The organism is Roseivirga sp. (assembly GCF_049099775.1).
Lineage (GTDB): Bacteria > Bacteroidota > Bacteroidia > Cytophagales > Cyclobacteriaceae > Roseivirga.
Genome location: NZ_JAGDZM010000005.1, coordinates 109,184 through 127,332 on the forward strand (window position 1 = coordinate 109,184; position 18,149 = coordinate 127,332).

At 38.3% G+C, this 18,149-nt stretch carries 16 protein-coding genes; 7 read left to right on the forward strand and 9 right to left on the reverse strand.

Translation table 11 applies throughout. The features are described from left to right. Positions 1-18 precede the first annotated feature (18 nt). Complete coding sequence (gene queA, locus JXQ92_RS10150) at positions 19-1,065, reverse strand: tRNA preQ1(34) S-adenosylmethionine ribosyltransferase-isomerase QueA (protein WP_421986505.1); 1,047 nt, start codon at positions 1,063-1,065, stop codon at positions 19-21. A gap of 258 nt (positions 1,066-1,323) precedes the next feature. On the opposite strand from queA, the gene JXQ92_RS10155 reads away from it, so the two are divergent. Continuing rightward, positions 1,324-2,583, forward strand: a complete 1,260-nt coding sequence (locus JXQ92_RS10155; RefSeq protein ID WP_421986506.1) for an ABC transporter permease — start codon at positions 1,324-1,326, stop codon at positions 2,581-2,583. 293 nt (positions 2,584-2,876) lie between these two features. Here the strand turns inward: JXQ92_RS10155 and nqrE are convergent, their stop codons facing one another. The 7 genes from nqrE to cmk form a co-directional block, all read right to left on the reverse strand. Beyond that, positions 2,877-3,491, reverse strand: a complete 615-nt coding sequence (gene nqrE, locus JXQ92_RS10160) for an NADH:ubiquinone reductase (Na(+)-transporting) subunit E (protein ID WP_421986571.1) — start codon at positions 3,489-3,491, stop codon at positions 2,877-2,879. An 8-nt stretch (positions 3,492-3,499) separates the two neighbouring features. After that, positions 3,500-4,165 (reverse strand): NADH:ubiquinone reductase (Na(+)-transporting) subunit D, encoded by a 666-nt coding sequence (locus JXQ92_RS10165; protein ID WP_421986507.1) that lies wholly within the window; start codon positions 4,163-4,165, stop codon positions 3,500-3,502. 4 nt (positions 4,166-4,169) lie between these two features. Next, entirely contained in the window at positions 4,170-4,937 is a 768-nt protein-coding gene (nqrC, locus tag JXQ92_RS10170) for an NADH:ubiquinone reductase (Na(+)-transporting) subunit C (RefSeq protein ID WP_421986508.1), read from the reverse strand. After that, positions 4,924-6,147, reverse strand: coding sequence for an NADH:ubiquinone reductase (Na(+)-transporting) subunit B (locus JXQ92_RS10175; protein ID WP_421986509.1), 1,224 nt, complete (start codon positions 6,145-6,147; stop codon positions 4,924-4,926). The genes nqrC and JXQ92_RS10175 overlap by 14 nt, the downstream gene beginning before the upstream one ends. Before the next feature lie 5 nt (positions 6,148-6,152). Further along, positions 6,153-7,520, reverse strand: a complete 1,368-nt coding sequence (locus tag JXQ92_RS10180; protein WP_421986510.1) for a Na(+)-translocating NADH-quinone reductase subunit A — start codon at positions 7,518-7,520, stop codon at positions 6,153-6,155. Positions 7,521-7,659: 139 nt separating this feature from the next. Next, positions 7,660-8,556, reverse strand: a complete 897-nt coding sequence (locus JXQ92_RS10185; RefSeq protein WP_421986511.1) for a 4-hydroxy-3-methylbut-2-enyl diphosphate reductase — start codon at positions 8,554-8,556, stop codon at positions 7,660-7,662. A 2-nt stretch (positions 8,557-8,558) separates the two neighbouring features. Next, on the reverse strand, positions 8,559-9,251 hold the full coding sequence (gene cmk / locus JXQ92_RS10190) for a (d)CMP kinase (RefSeq protein WP_421986512.1): 693 nt from the start codon (positions 9,249-9,251) through the stop codon (positions 8,559-8,561). A 128-nt stretch (positions 9,252-9,379) separates the two neighbouring features. Here cmk and ade point away from each other — a divergent pair, with 128 nt between their 5' ends. From ade to JXQ92_RS10220, 6 genes are all read left to right on the forward strand, one after another. Beyond that, positions 9,380-11,008 (forward strand): adenine deaminase, encoded by a 1,629-nt coding sequence (gene ade, locus JXQ92_RS10195; protein WP_421986513.1) that lies wholly within the window; start codon positions 9,380-9,382, stop codon positions 11,006-11,008. Between the two features lie 67 nt (positions 11,009-11,075). Then, positions 11,076-12,362, forward strand: a complete 1,287-nt coding sequence (locus JXQ92_RS10200) for a hypothetical protein (RefSeq protein WP_421986514.1) — start codon at positions 11,076-11,078, stop codon at positions 12,360-12,362. Between the two features lie 192 nt (positions 12,363-12,554). After that, complete coding sequence (locus tag JXQ92_RS10205) at positions 12,555-13,868, forward strand: tetratricopeptide repeat protein (protein WP_421986515.1); 1,314 nt, start codon at positions 12,555-12,557, stop codon at positions 13,866-13,868. Next, a complete protein-coding gene (locus JXQ92_RS10210) occupies positions 13,868-14,149 on the forward strand; it encodes a hypothetical protein (protein WP_421986516.1) in 282 nt (93 codons plus the stop codon). The genes JXQ92_RS10205 and JXQ92_RS10210 overlap by 1 nt, the downstream gene beginning before the upstream one ends. Positions 14,150-14,229: 80 nt before the next feature. Then, positions 14,230-14,691 carry a hypothetical protein gene (locus JXQ92_RS10215; RefSeq protein WP_421986517.1) on the forward strand — a complete coding sequence of 154 codons (462 nt, stop codon included), beginning with the start codon at positions 14,230-14,232 and terminating at the stop codon, positions 14,689-14,691. 154 nt (positions 14,692-14,845) lie between these two features. Then, a complete protein-coding gene (locus JXQ92_RS10220; protein ID WP_421986518.1) occupies positions 14,846-15,730 on the forward strand; it encodes a tetratricopeptide repeat protein in 885 nt (294 codons plus the stop codon). Positions 15,731-15,759: 29 nt separating this feature from the next. Here the strand turns inward: JXQ92_RS10220 and JXQ92_RS10225 are convergent, their stop codons facing one another. Continuing rightward, positions 15,760-18,138 (reverse strand): FtsX-like permease family protein, encoded by a 2,379-nt coding sequence (locus JXQ92_RS10225; RefSeq protein WP_421986519.1) that lies wholly within the window; start codon positions 18,136-18,138, stop codon positions 15,760-15,762. Positions 18,139-18,149: the final 11 nt, after the last annotated feature.

The following is an 18,149-nucleotide window of genomic DNA, read 5'->3' on the forward strand; positions in this document are numbered from 1 at the left end:
ATTTTAAATATCTAATCTTTAGATGATCAGCATTGCATCACCATAGCTATAGAATCTATAATTCTCTTTAATAGCCACTTGGTATGCTTCCATCATGAAATCATAACCACCAAAAGCAGCAGCTTGCATAAGCAGTGTTGATTCTGGCAAATGGAAGTTCGTTAAAAGTGCATTACAGATTTTGAATTCGTATGGAGGGAAGATGAACTTATCTGTCCATGCCGCATTTGCTTTCAATCTATCGCTTGCTGAAACTGAAGACTCTAAGGCACGCATAGAAGTTGTTCCTATAGAACAAACTCTCTTTTTATTATCTAAAGCTCTGTTTACAATCTCAGCCGTTGGTTCTTCGATAATGTAGTTCTCAGAATCCATTTTATGCTTTGTCAAATCCTCAACATCAACTGGTCTGAAGGTACCTAAACCAATATGAAGTGTGATAGGAGAAACATCTACACCTTTGATTTCAAGACGCTTCAATACTTGTTGCGTGAAGTGCAATCCTGCAACAGGTGCAGCAACTGCGCCTACGTTTTTAGCATAAATCGTTTGGAAACGTTCTCTATCTTCTGGCTCAGTTTCTCTAGGAATAGTTCTTGGTAAAGGTGTCTCTCCTAGCGTATCAATAGTCTTGTAGAATTCCTCATCGCTTCCATCATACAGGAACCTGATTGTTCTACCTCTAGAAGTAGTGTTATCAATAACCTCAGCTACTAATTCACCTTCACCGAAGTAAAGTTTATTACCAACTCTAATTTTTCTAGCCGGATCAACCAATACATCCCATAGGTGCATTTCAGCATTTAATTCTCTTAACAAGAATACTTCGATTTGAGCACCAGTTTTTTCCTTCTGACCATAAAGTCTTGCAGGAAATACCTTTGTGTCATTGTTGACCATTACATCACCTTCGTCGAAATAGTCTACAATATCTTTGAAAATCTTATGTTCGATTTCACCTGTATCCTTGTGCAAAACCATGAGTTTGGACTCATCCCTGTTTTCTACTGGATATTTGGCAATTCTGTCTTCTGGAAGCTCAAGCTTGAATGCTGATAATTTCATATATGGATTCTGTGTTAAACCTTTGGCTTAAAATAGCTCGCAAAGATAAGAATAATTGCTTGAGGTTCACAGGTTATCCTTTGGAAATCTTATTCTTCATGGCTATTTAAGTCGCTGAATAATACGAGTCCCCATTCAACTGGATAAACGCCCTTTTAATGTCTTAAAAAGTTTTTTCAACCATTTTCCGTTTGAAGGTGTTTACATTTTTTCATCCTTTACGTTGTATATATATCATTGCTATAAAGAGCTCCCCTTATGCGATTAGGAATATTTCTAAAATTAATAGGTGAAAGTGTAAGATTTGCCATTCAGGTACTGACTACCAACCTTTTAAGAACAACTCTCTCCCTCCTAGGAGTAACAATAGGTATTATGCTGATCACTCTGGTATTCACCTTGGTCGATTCATTAGAGAAGAATGTTAAAGACAGCCTTGATTTCTTAGGTTCAAATGTCGTGACGGTCGATAAATTCCCATTCGGAACCGGCCCTGATCCTAACTACCCATGGTGGAAGTATTTTAGAAGACCAAACAATAACTATGGGGAATACGAATTTCTAAATGCCAATTTAAAGAGTGCGGCTGCCGTCACTATTGTTGGCCGATCTTCTACAACAATCAAGAAAGGAAGCAGTAGCTTAAGTGGCACCGACCTATGGGGAATTACTTACCAATACAAAGATGTTTATGAAGTAGCCGTTGATCGAGGACGATACTTTACACAACAAGAAATAGAAGGCGGTAGAACAGTCGCAGTAATTGGAGACGAAGTAGCGAAGCAGTTATTTCCCGGTGGCGATGCCATTGGGCAGGACATAAAAGTAAAAGGCTTCAAAGTGCGTGTTATTGGTGTAATGGAACGGGAAGGCGAAAGCTTTATCGGAACACCAAGTAGCGATGATCGTGTTTTTATTCCATACAAAATGTTCACCAAGCTTTACTATATCGGAAGAGTATTTGGCATAAACCCTTCCGTTGCCGTAAAAGGCTTTGAGGATGATATTGGACTTGTGGAACTTCAGAATGAAATGGAAGGCATGATTCGGAAGGCTCGAGGCCTGCGACCTAAAGACGAGACAAACTTTGCCCTTAACAGACCAGAAGCAATAGCCGATGCGCTAGGCGGCATCTTCGATGTTCTTGGCATTGCTGGATGGGTAATTGGTGGATTTGCTATTCTTGTGGGTGGATTCGGAATTATGAATATCATGTTTGTTTCGGTGCAAGAAAGAACAAAGCTTATAGGTATTCAAAAGTCGCTCGGCGCGAAAAATTACTTCATATTATTCCAATTCCTATTCGAATCGATCTTCTTATGTCTATTCGGAGGTATAGCCGGGATTTTGATAGTTTACCTGTTAACGTTTATTCCAATCCCATTAGATGTAGCGTTATCCTCCAAGAATGTAATTCTAGGTGTCGTAGTATCAAGTACCATCGGGTTAGTATCTGGAATTATCCCTTCCGCTAAAGCAGCAAGACTTGATCCTGTAGAGGCTATGAGAGCTGGTTAAGGCATAACCAATATAAGAAAGTAAAAGCCGCAACAGAGATTTCTATTGCGGCTTTTTTACGCCCCTATAATTTTCAATGAAGTTGTAATAACAACTTTACCCTTACCACGAAAATGGAATTGTCAGATACTTAACTCTTCTATCCATCATTTAACCTTTAGTTTCTTTATACCACTGAAGACATTTGTCTAAACTCTTGCATGGATTCATCGAGCTGTAATACGTACTGCACAGGGCATAAAAAAAGCCCTGTCTCATCAGATGAAACAGGGCTTAAAATCTTTTGGTATTTGTTAGATAGATATACCCATAAAACTCATAAATGCTATCCCCATTAAACCGGTTATAAACATTGTAATACCAAGACCTTTAAGACCATCGGGCACGTTAGAATATCTTAATTTTTCTCTAATGGCCGCAAGTGCAATAATCGCTAAGAAGAAACCAGTACCTGAACCAAAGCCAAATACTGTTGCCTCACCGATAGTATAATCTCGTTGTGCCATAAATAGTGACGAACCAAGGATTGCACAGTTTACAGCGATCAATGGCAAAAAGATACCAAGCGATCCATATAGTGATGGCGAGAATTTCTCGATAGTCATTTCTACAAGCTGAACCATTGCCGCAATAATTGCAATAAACATGATAAACCTTAAGAATGATAAGTCTATTTCTGCAAAGTCAGCCCCTAGCCAAGAGAGTGCTCCTTCGTTTAATACAAACTCGTTCAATAACCAATTCATTGGCACAGTCATGCCTAAAACGAAAACTACAGCTAATCCTAATCCAAAAGCAGTTGAAACTTTCTTAGATACCGCAAGAAAAGAACACATTCCTAGGAAGTAGGAAAACACCATGTTCTCTATAAAAATTGATTTGATTCCTAAATTCAATAAATCCATGATTTCTCTCCTTAATGTTCTACATATCCTGTTTTAGACCGCTGCACCCAGATAATGAATCCAAGTACAATGAAGGCACCTACTGGCGACACCATTAATCCGTTAGCCGCGAAGCTTTCGAAACCGATAGCGCCCATAACGTCGTAACCAAATACTTTTCCCGAGCCCCATAGCTCTCTAAAGAATGCTACGGCAAGGATAATCCAAGAATATCCTAGTCCCGAACCCAAACCATCTAATACTGAATCATAAGGCTTATTACCTAAAGCAAATGCTTCAAGTCTACCCATTACAATACAGTTAGTAATAATCAGTCCGATAAATACAGATAACTGCTTATAGATATCGAAAGCATATGCCTTTAAAACTTCATTTACCAATGTTACAAGTGTAGCAACAATTGCTAACTGAACAATAATTCTTACCCTACCTGGAATGGCGTTTCTTAGCAATGAAATGATCAGGTTAGAAAAGATCATTACAAAGATCACCGATAAAGCCATTACCATGGTTGGCTTCATTTGCGTAGTCACAGCAAGTGCTGAACATATCCCTAATACTTGTACAGTAATTGGGTTATCATCATTCAAAGGATCGGTTATAAACTTTTTCCTTCTTTTCGATAGTAAAGCTTCTGACTCTTTAGCTACCGGTGCTTCTGCAGTTTCAGTACTCATATCTCTATTGGTTATTAAGGGTCATAGCACCGCCTCTAACGTGCTTGTCAAAATACTTCTGGTAGTAGCCGATATAGTTCAATAGCATATCATTTACTCCATTTGCTGTAAGTGTTGCTCCAGCTAAACCATCAACCTTATTAGGTCCTAATCTATCTTCTGGAGTTTTTTCACCTTTTACCATGGTAATGGCTACATAATTACCATTATCATCATATAGACTTTTACCTTGATATCTTGCTTGGATTTCATCGCTAGTAATTCTAGCGCCAAGCCCAGGAGTTTCTCCTTTATGGTCAAAGCTTATTCCTCTTACACTTTTTAGGTCAGGATTTACAGCTACAAAGCCCCAAATCGCATCCCAAAGTCCAGCACCGTAAACAGGCAAGATATAGGCCTCTTCACCATTGTAACTGTATTTAAAAACAGGGAACATTCTATCTTCTACAGATTTCTTGTAGTTTTTTTCAATGTTCACTTCTTCGGCCACCATATCAGCACCTTTCTCATTTTTATCAACCAAGTTACCCTGAAAGTCAGCAACTGAACTGCTAATTACTTCCTGATATCTTGCTAGAATCTCTTCAGGTTCCATGTCAGCTAATGCTTCTTTTTCTGAAGGTATAGCACCTAGAATCTGCTTTTTTGTATCTAAATCTTGAGCTTTCTTCTGAGCAGGTCCTAAAACCTGCGATACGCCTGAAAGCATGCCCCCTAGTACTGCTGTCAGTACCAAAGAGAATATTATGATGTATTTGTTAGACTGTTGCACGAGCCATCCTCCTTTTCTTGTTTGCTTGAACTACATAAAAGTCAATTAAAGGAGCGAATACGTTCATGAAAAGTACTGCGAGCATTATACCTTCCGGATATGCCGGATTCAAAACTCTAATAAGTACAGTCAACATCCCGATAAGGGCTCCATAAATCCATTTACCTGTCTCTGTTTGTGCAGCAGATACAGGATCTGTTGCCATAAAGACAGCACCAAAGGCTAAACCACCCAATACCAAATGATAATGTGCGGGCAAGGCCATAAACTCATTGGCACCAGCAAGGTTAAATATTGTACCCATTGCAAAAGCACCAGCAAAAACGCTTACAATTATCTTCCAGCTACCTACTCCGGTGGCGATTAGAATTAATCCACCAATTAGCGCCATTAGCGTTGAAGTTTCTCCAATAGAACCAGGTATTCCGCCTATCAACATATTATCGAAGCTAAAGAAGCTTCCACTGGAGAAAGGGGCTGATAACATGGCGTTGGCTTGATTTAAACCTTCAACCACTGTTTGAGTACCAGCTATTGATACATTATTAGCTACTGCAAGAGCAGTTGCTCCAGAAAAACCATTCACTGCCGTATCGCCTGCCATTTGTGTCCAAACCTCGCCAGAGATCTGTAAAGGATAGGCGAAGTATAAGAACGCTCTTGCCGTCATGGCTACGTTCAAAACATTCATCCCGGTACCACCGAAAATTTCTTTACCAACTACTACACCAAAAATAGTAGCTAACGCTACTTGCCATAATGGAATGGTAGGTGGTACAATCAGTGGAATCAACATCCCAGTAACAAGGAAGCCCTCGTTTATTGGGTGCTTACGTACTACTGCAAATAAAGCTTCAAGCAATCCACCAGCTGCATACGAAACAAGAACTATAGGTAGTACCCATCTTGCTCCAAATAATAAGTTATCTATGCTAAAGAATGTTGTCGCTTGGCCTGTGGCAATATTATGTTGGTATCCAACATTGAAAATACCCCAAACTAAACATGGCACCATGGCAATGACAACTGTCATCATCATTCGCTTCAAGTCGATAGCATCTCTGATCTGAACTCCCTTTTTAGCCGCTGTGCTTGCTGGAGAGAACATAAACGTTTCACCTGCTTCAAAAAGGTAGTATAGCTTTTCAAGCTTCCCTCCTTTTTCAAACATAGGTCTCTGTTTTTCTAATATTTTATGTAGAAACTTCATCCTAATTAACCGTTTTGAACTAATTCCAGTCCTTCTCTTACAATTTCTTGAATGTCGTGTTTGGATACATCAACATATTCACAAAGCGCTAGATCTTCTTCAATTACTTCGTAAATCCCTAAGGCCTCCATGTTATCAAAATCTTCGGCCATAATTGCCTTGATTAGATAAGTTGGATAAATATCCATCGGTACTACCTTCTCGAAAGTTCCAGTCTGCACGAATGCTCTTGGCTCTCCATTGGTATTAGTATCGAGCACGTATTCTTTATTCTTTCCATTTAAGAAAGAGAATAATCCCCATGCTCTATGGAAACTGAGTACCTCTTTCCTAGGCATAATCCAACCTAAGAAATCTGAATGATCCCCTTCAGGAATTACCGATAGCAAGTTATCGTAGAACCCTAAGTAGCTGTCTTTTTCAATTTTCTCACCAGTCAAAACATTACCAGAAATGAATCTTACGTGGTCACTTTTTAGGTTTCCATCAACAAACTTGTTAATTGCAGCTCCTGTGTAAGTTTTGTGGTAGGCTGGTTTTTCGATTTCCGAACCAGCAATTGCAACTAAACGAGAGGCATCATATACCCCTTTCAGGAATAGTTTACCGATTTGCGCTACGCCGTAAGGTGAAACCGTCCAAACTAATCCACCTTTTCCAATTGGGTCGATGTTATGAATCTGAACGCCAACATTTCCTGCCGGGTGTGGTCCACTAAATTTATTATTCTCTACGCCTTCTATATTGGCAAATACTGTAGAAATTTCACCATCTGCATCGTGATTCAAATGAACCTTTCCTGAAGTGAATTTCTTAAGGATTGCAATACCGGCTTTGAAAGCTTCTTCATCACCTTTCAGTGTGAATGCTGTGTCGGCAGCTAATGGATGAGAATCGAAAGCAGAAATGAAAATTGAATTTGGTGTATCTGCCTCATTGGCAGTTACCCCAAATGGTCTTTGAATAATATTCGGCCAAACTCCACCTTTCAACATTTGAGACTGCGCGTCTTCTCTTGAAAGACTTTGCAAATCTGAAATATTGTAGGTTTTGAATGTTTCGTATTCAATTTCTTTGTCAGCCAAGATTTTAATCTCTAACAATTTTCTCTTGGCTCCTCTTTTTACTTCAACAATCTCACCACTTACTGGTGAACAGATCATAACGTCTTCCTGCATTTTGTCATAAAGCACAGGTGTACCAGCCTTCACGTTGTCACCTACAGCTACAAATAGCTTAGGTCTTTTCATACCGATAAAATTGGTCGGTTTTAAAGCAAACGTTTCCGAAGGGGAGGTATTGGCGATTGTCTGTTCTGCCTTTCCGGCAAGGTTAATGTCAAAGCCTTTTTTAAGCTTTACAGTTTTAGACATACTCTTTTAGTTGCGAATCACTAAGGTTGATCAAAATCGAGGCAAAAATAATACTTTTGCACTCAAATAAAAGGTTAATTCTTTCCTTTATAGAAGCAAATTTAAACCAAATTGTTTTGAGAATGAATGGTGTTTTAAATTAATGCACCGACACGGTTTCTGAAAAGGAATTTTCTATGTGTTCTGCGACCTCTTTCATTAACCACATTGGTGTAGAAGTAGCGCCGCAAATTCCAACTTTATCGTCTGCAGAAAACCAATCCAAATTCACTTCATCCTTGTTCTCGACAAAATAACTTCTGTCATTTTGCTGCTTACATACTCCATAAAGGGCCTTGCCATTAGAGCTTTTCTTTCCGCTGACAAAAATAATAACATCAACTGATTGGGAAAAAACTTGTAATTGCGGCTCTCTATTAGAGACCTGGCGACAAATGCTATCATTGGCAGTAAAGTCAAGTTCTTCTATTGAACTATTGGTTGCCTTAGCCCTTGCTTCCATCATATCTCGAATTCTATAAAATCCTTTAGTGCTTTTAGTAGTCTGTGAGAACAGTGTAACTGGCTTGCTAAAGTCAATCATATCAAGGTCCTCATCTTCCATTACTACTATAGCCTTATTGTTTGTCTGGCCAGTGAGCCCAATTACTTCAGCATGCCCTGGTTTTCCATAAATAACAATCTGGCCATCCACCCGATTCATCTTATCGTGGGCTAGCTTCACCCTATTCTGAAGCTTTAATACTACAGGACAAGAAGCGTCAATTAATTCTATATTATTCTCAAGTGCCATTTGATATGTCTCAGGTGGTTCACCATGAGCCCTAATCAATACCTTGGCGTCTTTAAGGTTTTTTAATTCTTCTCTATCAATGATTTGGAGGCCTTTTTTATTGAGACGTTTTACCTCCATGCTATTATGAACAATATCGCCTAGACAGTAAAGTTGGCTATCAACCATTTCATCTTCTGCCATTTGAATAGCGAATTCCACTCCAAAACAATACCCAGAATTTTCGTCAATCTTCACTTCCATTCTTATAGAATTTTTGCCTCAGTTATCCGATGATCAGCCAAATCTAACACTTTTTGAACTTGGTCATCAAATCTCAGATTCGATGTATCAATTTCTATCGCATCGGCGACTTTTAATAAAGGACTTTCTTTTCGTGTTGAGTCTTGATGATCCCTCGATTCTAGGTTTTCTATAATTTCATCCAAGGATACTTGCTCACCTTTTGCTGCTAATTCTTCTTGCCGCCTTTTTGCCCTTACTTCCGTAGAGGCCGTCATGAATACTTTCAACTCAGCATCAGGAAAAACAACAGAACCAATATCTCGCCCATCCATTACTACACCTTTGTCTTTACCCATTTCTTGCTGCTGTGCCACCATGGCAACACGCACTGCTTTTATAGCTGAAACGGCACTTACCTTTTCCGATACGTACATTTTACGAATCTCATTTTCAACATTTTGTTTATTCAAAATGGTTTCGTTTTTCTGAGATTCTTTGTTGAACGTAAAATCAATTGAAATTTCATCTAATGCGTTCGTCACCTCTTTATCTGAAGTTAGATTAACCTGTTCTTGTAAAAAGTAAAGAGTAACAGCGCGATACATCGCTCCGGTATCAATGAACTTATAGTGTAGTATTTTGGCAACTGCCTTAGCGGTACTACTTTTTCCACAGCCTGAAAGTCCATCTATGGCGATATTGATTTTTTTCATTATCAAATTTTGAACAAAGGTACACCATGAGGAATACAGGAGCTAGGCAGCGACAAAAATTCTTTACTACTAAAGATATCTTGATGTAAGTCTTTTGTCAAGTGTTTAGAATCTTTCAAATTGCGAATATGAATATGATATCGGGAAACATTGTTGATGTTAGAAATAGAAGGATTTTCAAAGGGGAAGTACACTTTGAACATGATAGGATAACGCAGATCATACCAACTGAAAAGGTAGAAGATCAATATATTCTCCCAGGATTTATAGATGCACATATTCATATAGAAAGCTCGATGCTTGTCCCATCTGAATTTGCCCGCTTGGCCGTAGTTCACGGAACTGTTGCTACAGTTTCCGACCCACATGAAATCGGTAATGTATTGGGCGTAAAAGGTGTTGAGTATATGATTGCTGATGGCAAAAAAGTAAACTTCAAATTTGCCTTCGGTGCACCATCATGTGTGCCAGCCACTACATTTGAAACCGCAGGTGCAGAAATTACGCCTAAAGAAGTAGAGTACTTATTAAAGAAACCCGAGATAAAGTATCTCGCCGAAATGATGAATTGGCCAGGTGTACTTTTTAATGACCAAACGGTCTATGAAAAATTAAACATTGCCAAAGCGCTCAATAAACCTATCGATGGACATGCACCTGGACTGAGAGGAGAACAAGCTGAGGCTTATGTAAAAGCAGGAATTTCTACCGATCATGAATGTTTTACTGCTGACGAAGCACGTGATAAACTGAAGCATGGAATGAAAATCGCGATTCGAGAAGGTTCAGCAGCTAAAAATTTCGAGGCTTTGGTAGAGCTTTTCTCCGAAGCTCCTGAAATGCTCATGTTTTGCTCAGATGACAAACATCCAGATAACCTAGTGGAAGGACATATTGACGAACTCGTTAGGCGAACGCTTAAAAGAGGATATGAGCTATTCGATGTACTTCAAGCGGCTTGTATTACACCCATCGATCATTATAATCTCGATGTTGGTGCACTTCAAGAAGGTGACTATGCAGATTTTATCATAGTGGATGACCTAGAAAGGTTTAAAGTACAAGCGACATATATTAACGGTATACAAGTAGCTAAAACTAATCAGTCGATGATTGAGGTTCAACAGAGCGAAGTTGTAAATCAATTCAATTGTGACCCTATTAACGTTGATACGATTAAAGTAAAAGTCAACGCTTCAAACATAAAAGTGATAGAGGCATTGGATGGGCAGTTGATCACTAATTGTATCATAGAACAGGCTGCTACAGATGAACATGGCTATCTACAGTCAGACACAAGCAAAGATGTATTGAAAATGGTTGTCGTTAACAGGTATAAGAATGCAGCCCCAGCTCTAGCCTTCATTAAGAACTTTAAACTCAAAGAAGGCGCTATTGCTTCTTCTGTGGGACATGATTCTCATAACATCATTGCTGTTGGAGTAAATGATAAGAGTATTTGCAAAGCGATAAACCTTATTATAAAAGAAAAAGGAGGAGTTAGTGCTGTGTCAAATTCTGATGAAGCTATACTTCCTTTACCTGTAGCAGGTATAATGTCGAATGATGATGGTTATAAAATCGCAGAAAACTACACAGCAATTGATAAAATGACCAAGACAATGGGTAGTACACTGAACTCCCCGTTTATGACCCTCTCCTTCATGGGATTGCTTGTTATACCAAATTTAAAGCTCAGTGATTTAGGTTTATTTGATGGGAAAATGTTCAAGTTCACATCTCTTTCTGAAGATTAAACTAACAATCTAGTTTCATCTTGGCACATTTTTTGGCTAACTTAATTCGAACCTTAAACAGAACGATATGAAAGTTACCGTAACAGTGCTTTTGTGTCTTGCAATATCGCTTACGCATATTTCAGCACAAGAGATCACTCAAAAAGATATAGAACGAGAATTCGTTAGAGCCAGTGATGCTATGGAGTATGATTACTTCGATCAGGCGATACCTCCACTACATTGGTTACTCAAAAATGCTCCATCTTTTAATAAGAATACATATACTTTCGCGATTGAGGCATTCGAAAAACAAGCTTTAAAAAGTGAAGCTGCGCAGAAGCAGACCTTGCTAGACTCATTGTTGATAGCATATAAGAATAAAAGAGTGCACTTCGGTTTAAACGCTTTAGATAAGAATAAACTTGCGTTTAGGTATTTCAAATACTTCAGAGAAGACAAAAGCAAATATGCCGATGCGTTTAAAATGTATAAGGAAGTTTTTGATGACCCGCAATCCGTTATCAACAATAACTTGGTCACTTACATGTATATGGCTCAACGTTATAGCAAGCAAATAAAGACTTTATCGGAGGAAGAAATTCTACATGTGTATGATGGCATTTCAAATGTAATAGCTCGTAAAAAAGTAATGGGTGATGCTAAAGCGAAATACGATAAATACATGGGACAGGTAGATGATATTCTCGTGAGGATGACATCCGAAAACATGAACTGTGGGATTATTGAAAAAATTTCGAATGGGCTTAATAGAGCAGATAGTGTAAAAGTGTCAAAACGAGTGATGGGCTTGTCTTTTGATGCCAAATGCGGAAGAACTGCTCAATTTGAGAAAGCACTAGATATACTTTCTAGAAATGAGCCAACAGCAGGTATATTTAAAATATTGGCTCAATCTGAAGCTGCCGCGAAAAATTATGAAGAAGCCATTAACCTTTACGAAAAAGCCATGGATTTAGAATCGGATAATAGCAAAAAAGCTAGTATTCAATTAAGCATCGCACAACTGTATGACTTAAATATGAACAAGCCAGCGGCAAGAAAATTTGCACTTTCTGCCGCAAAACTTGACGAGGGTAAGGGGCCAGCCGTTTACACTTTCGTAGGTAACTTGTATGCAAATAGCTATAACGAATGTTCAGAATCGGATGATGATGTACTGAATAGAGCTGTATATTTTGCAGCTTATGATATGTTCAAGAAAGCGAATAACCAGAGCATGATGAAAGAAATAAGTCTTCAATTCCCATCAACTAGTAATGCTTTTTCAGGCGGACATTATGAAAACGATGTTATCGAAATAGGCTGTTGGATAAATTTGAAGACGAAAGTAAAAACAAGGTCAAACAACTGATTAACGACGATGCATGAGCATTTCTAAAAGGTTCTGAAACAACATGCATCTCTAAGTCGTTTCACCTTGAGATCGCAACAATTTGATAATAAGTTGGCAAAGAATGAATTACTGAATAAACAGTACCTTTGCATCCGATATTTTTTTGGTCAACAATTTGAAATTGGTCAAACAAGGTTTAAAAACAGAAAAATGAAAAATGTAACAACCATATTTTTAGGAGCACTACTAACCCTCTCTTTTCAGGCAACGGGTCAATCATTAAAATTACCTGAAAACCCAGAGTTGGCTTCTGAAGCCTCTAGAAGGTTTGCCCTTTCCGTTGATGCTATTTCTATAGACAGATATAGAGATGCCGCTAACTCTTTGAACTGGTTAATGAAAAATGTCCCAGATCTTTACGACGGACTTTACATCAATTCATATAAAGCGTATGAAGAATTGGCCAAAACTGCCAGTGATGATACTCAGAAAAATATGTTTTTGGACTCTATGATGCTCTCTTTCAATAAAAAGAAAGAGATATATGGTTTAACTACACGAGAAAAAAACAATAAAGCATACCGCTATTATAAATACTGGAAGTCTGATAAAACAAGAATTAAAAACGGAATGGACGCTTATAAAGCTGCCTATGAAGATCCAGCTAAAGTGATTAACAATAATGTGGTTTCCTATATGGACATGGCCAGAAGGTATAAAGCTTATGGAAATGACATTTCAAATGATGAAGTAATTGAGATCTATACTCAAGTAATGAATGTTATCGATATGAAAGCTGCGGCGGGAGAAGATGCTGCAAAACTAGAACGATACAAGTCAGTGGTTAATGGTCTATTAACTCAAGTGATGGGCGATGACTTGAACTGCGACTTCATTAATGAAAACCTCGCCCCAGGACTAGATCAGGGTGATGACTTAACCCTAGCTAAAAAGGTATTTGGCCTTTTATTAGAAAGAGGTTGTGGTGACAGTCCTTATATTGAAGTTTCAGCTAAGATTATTCAAAATGCAGAGCCGACAGAAGGAATTGCAAAAGTACTTGCTCAGCGGGCCTTTGGTAACAAAGATTATGAAAACGCTGAAAAGTATTACACTGAAGCAATGGAGCTATCTACAGATAATCAAAAGAAAGCCGATCTATTAATGAACATTGCGCAACTTAAATTAGCCCAAGGCAAGAAAAATGAAGCAAGAAAAGCGGCATTAGACGCTGCTAACATTGACCCTGAAAAAGCAAGTGAAGCTTATACGTATGTGGCCAACATGTATATGAATAGTTTCGATGATTGTTCTAAAAAGGAGAGCATGATTGCTGATAGGTCCATATTCATGGCAGCTTATGATTTATATCAAAAAGCCGGAAACACAGAAGGAATGGCTGAAGCAAAAAAACAGTTCCCTACAGTCTCTGATGTTTTCACCGCCAACCAAGAAGAAGGAGAAGCGATTAGAGTTGGATGTTGGATCAATGTAGGTACTACCATAAAAGTGAGAAAGAACTAATGGATACTGATAGAATTCTCAAGGACCTAAAGGAAAAAATCGACGAGCTTGTGGGTCAAGCCAAAAATGCGAGCGAAGATGTTCGTGAAGAAATGGAAGACACTATCGAATCTTTAAAAAAGCAAAGAGAGAAGCTTGAAGAAAAGATGACCGATTTCAAAACTAAAAACGAGCCTAAAATTGATGAAGCTAAGCATCATTTGAAGATCGCTGGAGAAGAAATTGGAAAAGCATTTGAAAAACTTTTCAAAAAAGGACCAAGCGCCGAAGAAGAAAAGTAAAATTATTATTTGAAGAAGTTAAAAGCCCTGATGCCTGCATCAGGGCTTTTTTTATATCCCGAATACATTTATCTTCGAATATGTCAATGTCAAAAGGAGAGAAAATTACTCAAGTTTCAGTAGTTATTATTGCCGTTTGCGCAGTAGTCGTTTCTGCTTGGCAAGTCGAAATTGCTCAAAGGCATAATAAATTAATTGTAAGGCCTTATTTAAATTTCTTTTCAGGCTGGGCAACTGAAGATAGTTGGGCACTTAAACTACAGAATGAAGGAATCGGACCTGCAGTTATCAAGTCTGTATCTTTGACTTATAAAGGACAAGTTTATAGTCATTGGGATGAGCTATTAGATGCTGTTGGCATTCGAGGTCAGCGTGTAAACTCAATTAACCTAGGCATAAACTCACCCTTCAAAACAGATAAGGAGATAGTTTACCTTCAACTCAAGGGCGACCCTGAAAATCGAAAGATCTATGGCGTAGATGTGCTAATAAAATATGCCTCTATTTATGATGAGCCCTTCGAAATCACCACAAGTTTTTAGTCGAACCGACTGATTCATTTAAATGAACCTATTAAAAACTAAAAGATAGTTAAGTCCTGAATTGTACCTAGTCCCTTCTAGTAAGACAAATTCTATCGGATTTTTCCTGCATCAATCTTCTAATCAATAGTTTCATAGCAAACTCAGAACAACTATGAAACAAATTTTAACGCTAGTGCTGATAGCACTTCTCTCACCCCTTTCTATTGCACAGGATTTAAAACAGTCAGCCCAGAAAAACTTCCAGGAGCAATCTTGGCAGGCTGCCTCAAAAGACTATTTAGCACATTTAAAAACTGATGCTACTGATTCATCAGATTGGTACAATTTAGCCATTAGTCAATACCATCTATCGAAGTATAAAAATGCGATTAAGTACTTTCGAGAGGCGAAGGACAGAAACTTTGCCGCTCCAAATATTTTTATTGGAATCAGTAGGTCATATGCGAAGTTAAATGACAGCAAAGCACTTTTAACAACACTTTCAGAAGCGGCTGAAAATGGCCTTGCTGCTTATGCGCTCTTAAAATCTGACCCTGTCTTTGAGCCATATCTTAAATACCCTGATTTCAAAGCCATACTAGAAAAGGTATCGCTTAATGCTTACCCGTGTTTAAGTCAGCCGAATTATAGGCATTTTGATTTTTGGCTAGGTGAATGGGATGTGTTTGTGGGGAATAGAAAAGTAGGAGAAAACTCCATCACCATGGCGCAAGGAGGTTGTGCAATTCACGAAAACTATAAAACAGTTGGAAACTATGCTGGTCAGAGCATCAACTTCTATGATCCGATCGATAAAAAGTGGCATCAACATTGGGTAGGCAGTGGTGGAGATGTCTACAATTATCTAGAAACTAAAAGAGAAGAAGGATTGCTCCAATTTGAAAGCAAATTCATGGGACCCAATGGCAACATTAGCCTTTCTAGGCTAACGTTTACCTTGAAAGAGAATGGTACCGTAAAACAACTCTTTGAAAACTCTAGAGACGAGGGCAAAACATGGACCCCAAGTTTTGATGGTATTTACAAAAAGAAATAGTGAAAGAAGTAAACGGGGGGAATTCCCTCCTATTCTTCTCGTAAAACTTTAGCAGGGTTTTCTCTCGTTACAGTCAAGAATTGCCCAAAGGTGATCATCCAACTCACAGATAAGAATAACACGAAAGCTCCGATAAACAATAGTGGACTCAACGCTGTACGATAGCTAAACGATGCGAGCCAGCCTTGCATAACATAATAAGTGATTGGCGTTGCTATTAAAAATGAGATAACCACTAAAATAGTGAACTCTTTATTTAGCATAAGAATGAGGTTTCGAACAGAAGCTCCAAGTACCTTTCTAATACTGACCTCTTTACGACGCTGCGCCGCCATGTAAATCGTGATAGCCATAAGTCCTAGGAAAGAAATGGAAACAGCTAAAGCTGAAAAGATTTGAAAAAGTCTGTATTGATTGACTTCAGACGCATAATAGTCTTCGACTTGGTCATTCAGGTAGTAATAAGCTAAAGGTCGATCAGTTAAGGCTGTATAAACCTCGTCTAGCGCTGCCAAGATGCGCTTCTCCTCTATTCTATCAATTTTTATAATGAGTCGACTTGACCTATTCATATCCTCTTTTTCAATTACCATTGGTTTAATCTGATCCTTAAAAGAGTAACTGTGAAAATCAGCTGCAATAGCCACTACTTCCTTACTTTCCCTACCATATTTAAACACATTCTTTTCCAAAGCATCATCTCCCCAACCAAATTTCTCTGCAACAGACTCAGAAATAATCACCTGATGATCAGAAAGCCTTCCATTTTTGAATTTTGCCGACGTCGCGACTAACTTCAAAGACATAGTTTTGATAAAATCTTCATCTGCTTGAACAATATCAGACCAAGACTCAATGAATTCTTCTCCTTTTACAGGAGCCCTATCGGTATAACCTGAAGACGTCATGCCGCCAAAACGCCAAGTATTGATACTTGCTGATTGTACACCGGGTAGTCGCAAAACCTCAGACTTCAATTTGCCAAAATCGCTTTTATCACCAGCATAAAGTGGAATTGTTATGAGGTTGTCCTTTTCAAAACCCATATTTTGTTGATCAAGGAAACTCATCTGTTGAGACATGATTAACAAAATCAAAATTATGACTCCTGATACTATAAACTGGAAAAGAACTAATCCTTTCCTTAAATAACCTTTACCGTTACCAGCTTCGGCAGACTTATTCATCAGCGATAATGGACGTACGCGTGTAATATAAAATGCAGGGTAAACGCCAGCTACCAAACCTAAAATAACACCTATAATAATCACCCAGAACAAGAAATCCAGACTGAAATAATTCAAAGCAATATCTTTCTTCAAATAGCTATTAAACAAAGGCATCAGTCGTTCAGTAATGCCAAATGAAAGCCCCAAAGAGATCATTGAGATTAAGATTGATTCAAGCAGCTGATACTTCAACAAATGAACTCTACCGGCACCGATAACTTTCCGTAAGCCAATCTCCTTTACCCTATTCATCGATTGCGCCGTTACCAAGTTCACATAGTTAATAATCGCTAAGAAAAGGATGATTAGAGCAATTGTGGAAAATACGAGTACGGATTGAAAATCGGCTGTCTCAAACTCATTGGACGACAAACCTGCCTTCGTGTGAATATCTTCTAAGCCGTGAAGCTGATATTTAGTGTTCTCTCTTACCTTAAAATATGCTGGTATCCTTCTTATTTCATTATTAATAGGGGTCAATACAGCCTTAACTTTTGCCTGCTTTGAAAGCTTCACAAAACTCGTTGCGCCGTCCAAATAATGCTTTTCCGAGAACTTGTCCTTAAAAACATCTTCTGGAGCACGAGCTATTAAATCAAACTGAAGAGAACTATTCCCTGGAGCATCTTTACAGATACCAGAGATGTAGTACTTCGCTTTCTTATTAAGAATTAATTCTTCCCCTATAATATCTAAGTGATTAAAAAGCTTCATAGCGAAGCTTTCCGTTAATACGACATTACCGATTTTAGATAATACAGTACTCCTATTTCCATCGATTACTTCAAAATCAAAAAAATCGAAGAAATTCTCATCCACATGGAATATTCTTTCAGAATAAAAATCAGAGCCGTCAGACTGAATAAGATCTGTAGACTTCCAACTTGGATCTTTCATTCTTGTGAACGATTCGACCTCTGGCACTCCTCTTTTAACATATTCTACAAAATCGACTGGTGCTTGAGTACTTTCCGAACCTCGAACATCATCATAGTCTGTCAGAAGGTAAATCTGGTCGCCATCTGTATGAAATGAATCATAGCTTAATTCATCTCTCACATAGAGTGATATTAAAAGAAATGCAGTTAAACCAACGGTAAGACCAAAGATGTTAACTATGGTATAAAGCTTTTCTCTTTTGAGTCGTCTAAGGGTCTGTCGGAAATGATTTTTAAACATAAGCTATGTAT

Excerpts from the sequence above, each read along its gene's own strand:
- ade (WP_421986513.1), top strand. The coding sequence starts at position 9,380 with ATGAATATGATATCGGGAAACATTGTTGATGTTAGAAATAGAAGGATT.
- JXQ92_RS10225 (WP_421986519.1), bottom strand. The coding sequence starts at position 18,138 with ATGTTTAAAAATCATTTCCGACAGACCCTTAGACGACTCAAAAGAGAA.
- JXQ92_RS10200 (WP_421986514.1), top strand. The coding sequence starts at position 11,076 with ATGAAAGTTACCGTAACAGTGCTTTTGTGTCTTGCAATATCGCTTACG.
- JXQ92_RS10185 (WP_421986511.1), bottom strand. The coding sequence starts at position 8,556 with ATGGAAGTGAAGATTGACGAAAATTCTGGGTATTGTTTTGGAGTGGAA.
- JXQ92_RS10165 (WP_421986507.1), bottom strand. The coding sequence starts at position 4,165 with ATGAGTACTGAAACTGCAGAAGCACCGGTAGCTAAAGAGTCAGAAGCT.
- JXQ92_RS10180 (WP_421986510.1), bottom strand. The coding sequence starts at position 7,520 with ATGTCTAAAACTGTAAAGCTTAAAAAAGGCTTTGACATTAACCTTGCC.
- queA (WP_421986505.1), bottom strand. The coding sequence starts at position 1,065 with ATGAAATTATCAGCATTCAAGCTTGAGCTTCCAGAAGACAGAATTGCC.
- JXQ92_RS10215 (WP_421986517.1), top strand. The coding sequence starts at position 14,230 with ATGTCAATGTCAAAAGGAGAGAAAATTACTCAAGTTTCAGTAGTTATT.
- JXQ92_RS10210 (WP_421986516.1), top strand. The coding sequence starts at position 13,868 with ATGGATACTGATAGAATTCTCAAGGACCTAAAGGAAAAAATCGACGAG.
- JXQ92_RS10205 (WP_421986515.1), top strand. The coding sequence starts at position 12,555 with ATGAAAAATGTAACAACCATATTTTTAGGAGCACTACTAACCCTCTCT.
- cmk (WP_421986512.1), bottom strand. The coding sequence starts at position 9,251 with ATGAAAAAAATCAATATCGCCATAGATGGACTTTCAGGCTGTGGAAAA.
- JXQ92_RS10220 (WP_421986518.1), top strand. The coding sequence starts at position 14,846 with ATGAAACAAATTTTAACGCTAGTGCTGATAGCACTTCTCTCACCCCTT.
- JXQ92_RS10175 (WP_421986509.1), bottom strand. The coding sequence starts at position 6,147 with ATGAAGTTTCTACATAAAATATTAGAAAAACAGAGACCTATGTTTGAA.
- JXQ92_RS10155 (WP_421986506.1), top strand. The coding sequence starts at position 1,324 with ATGCGATTAGGAATATTTCTAAAATTAATAGGTGAAAGTGTAAGATTT.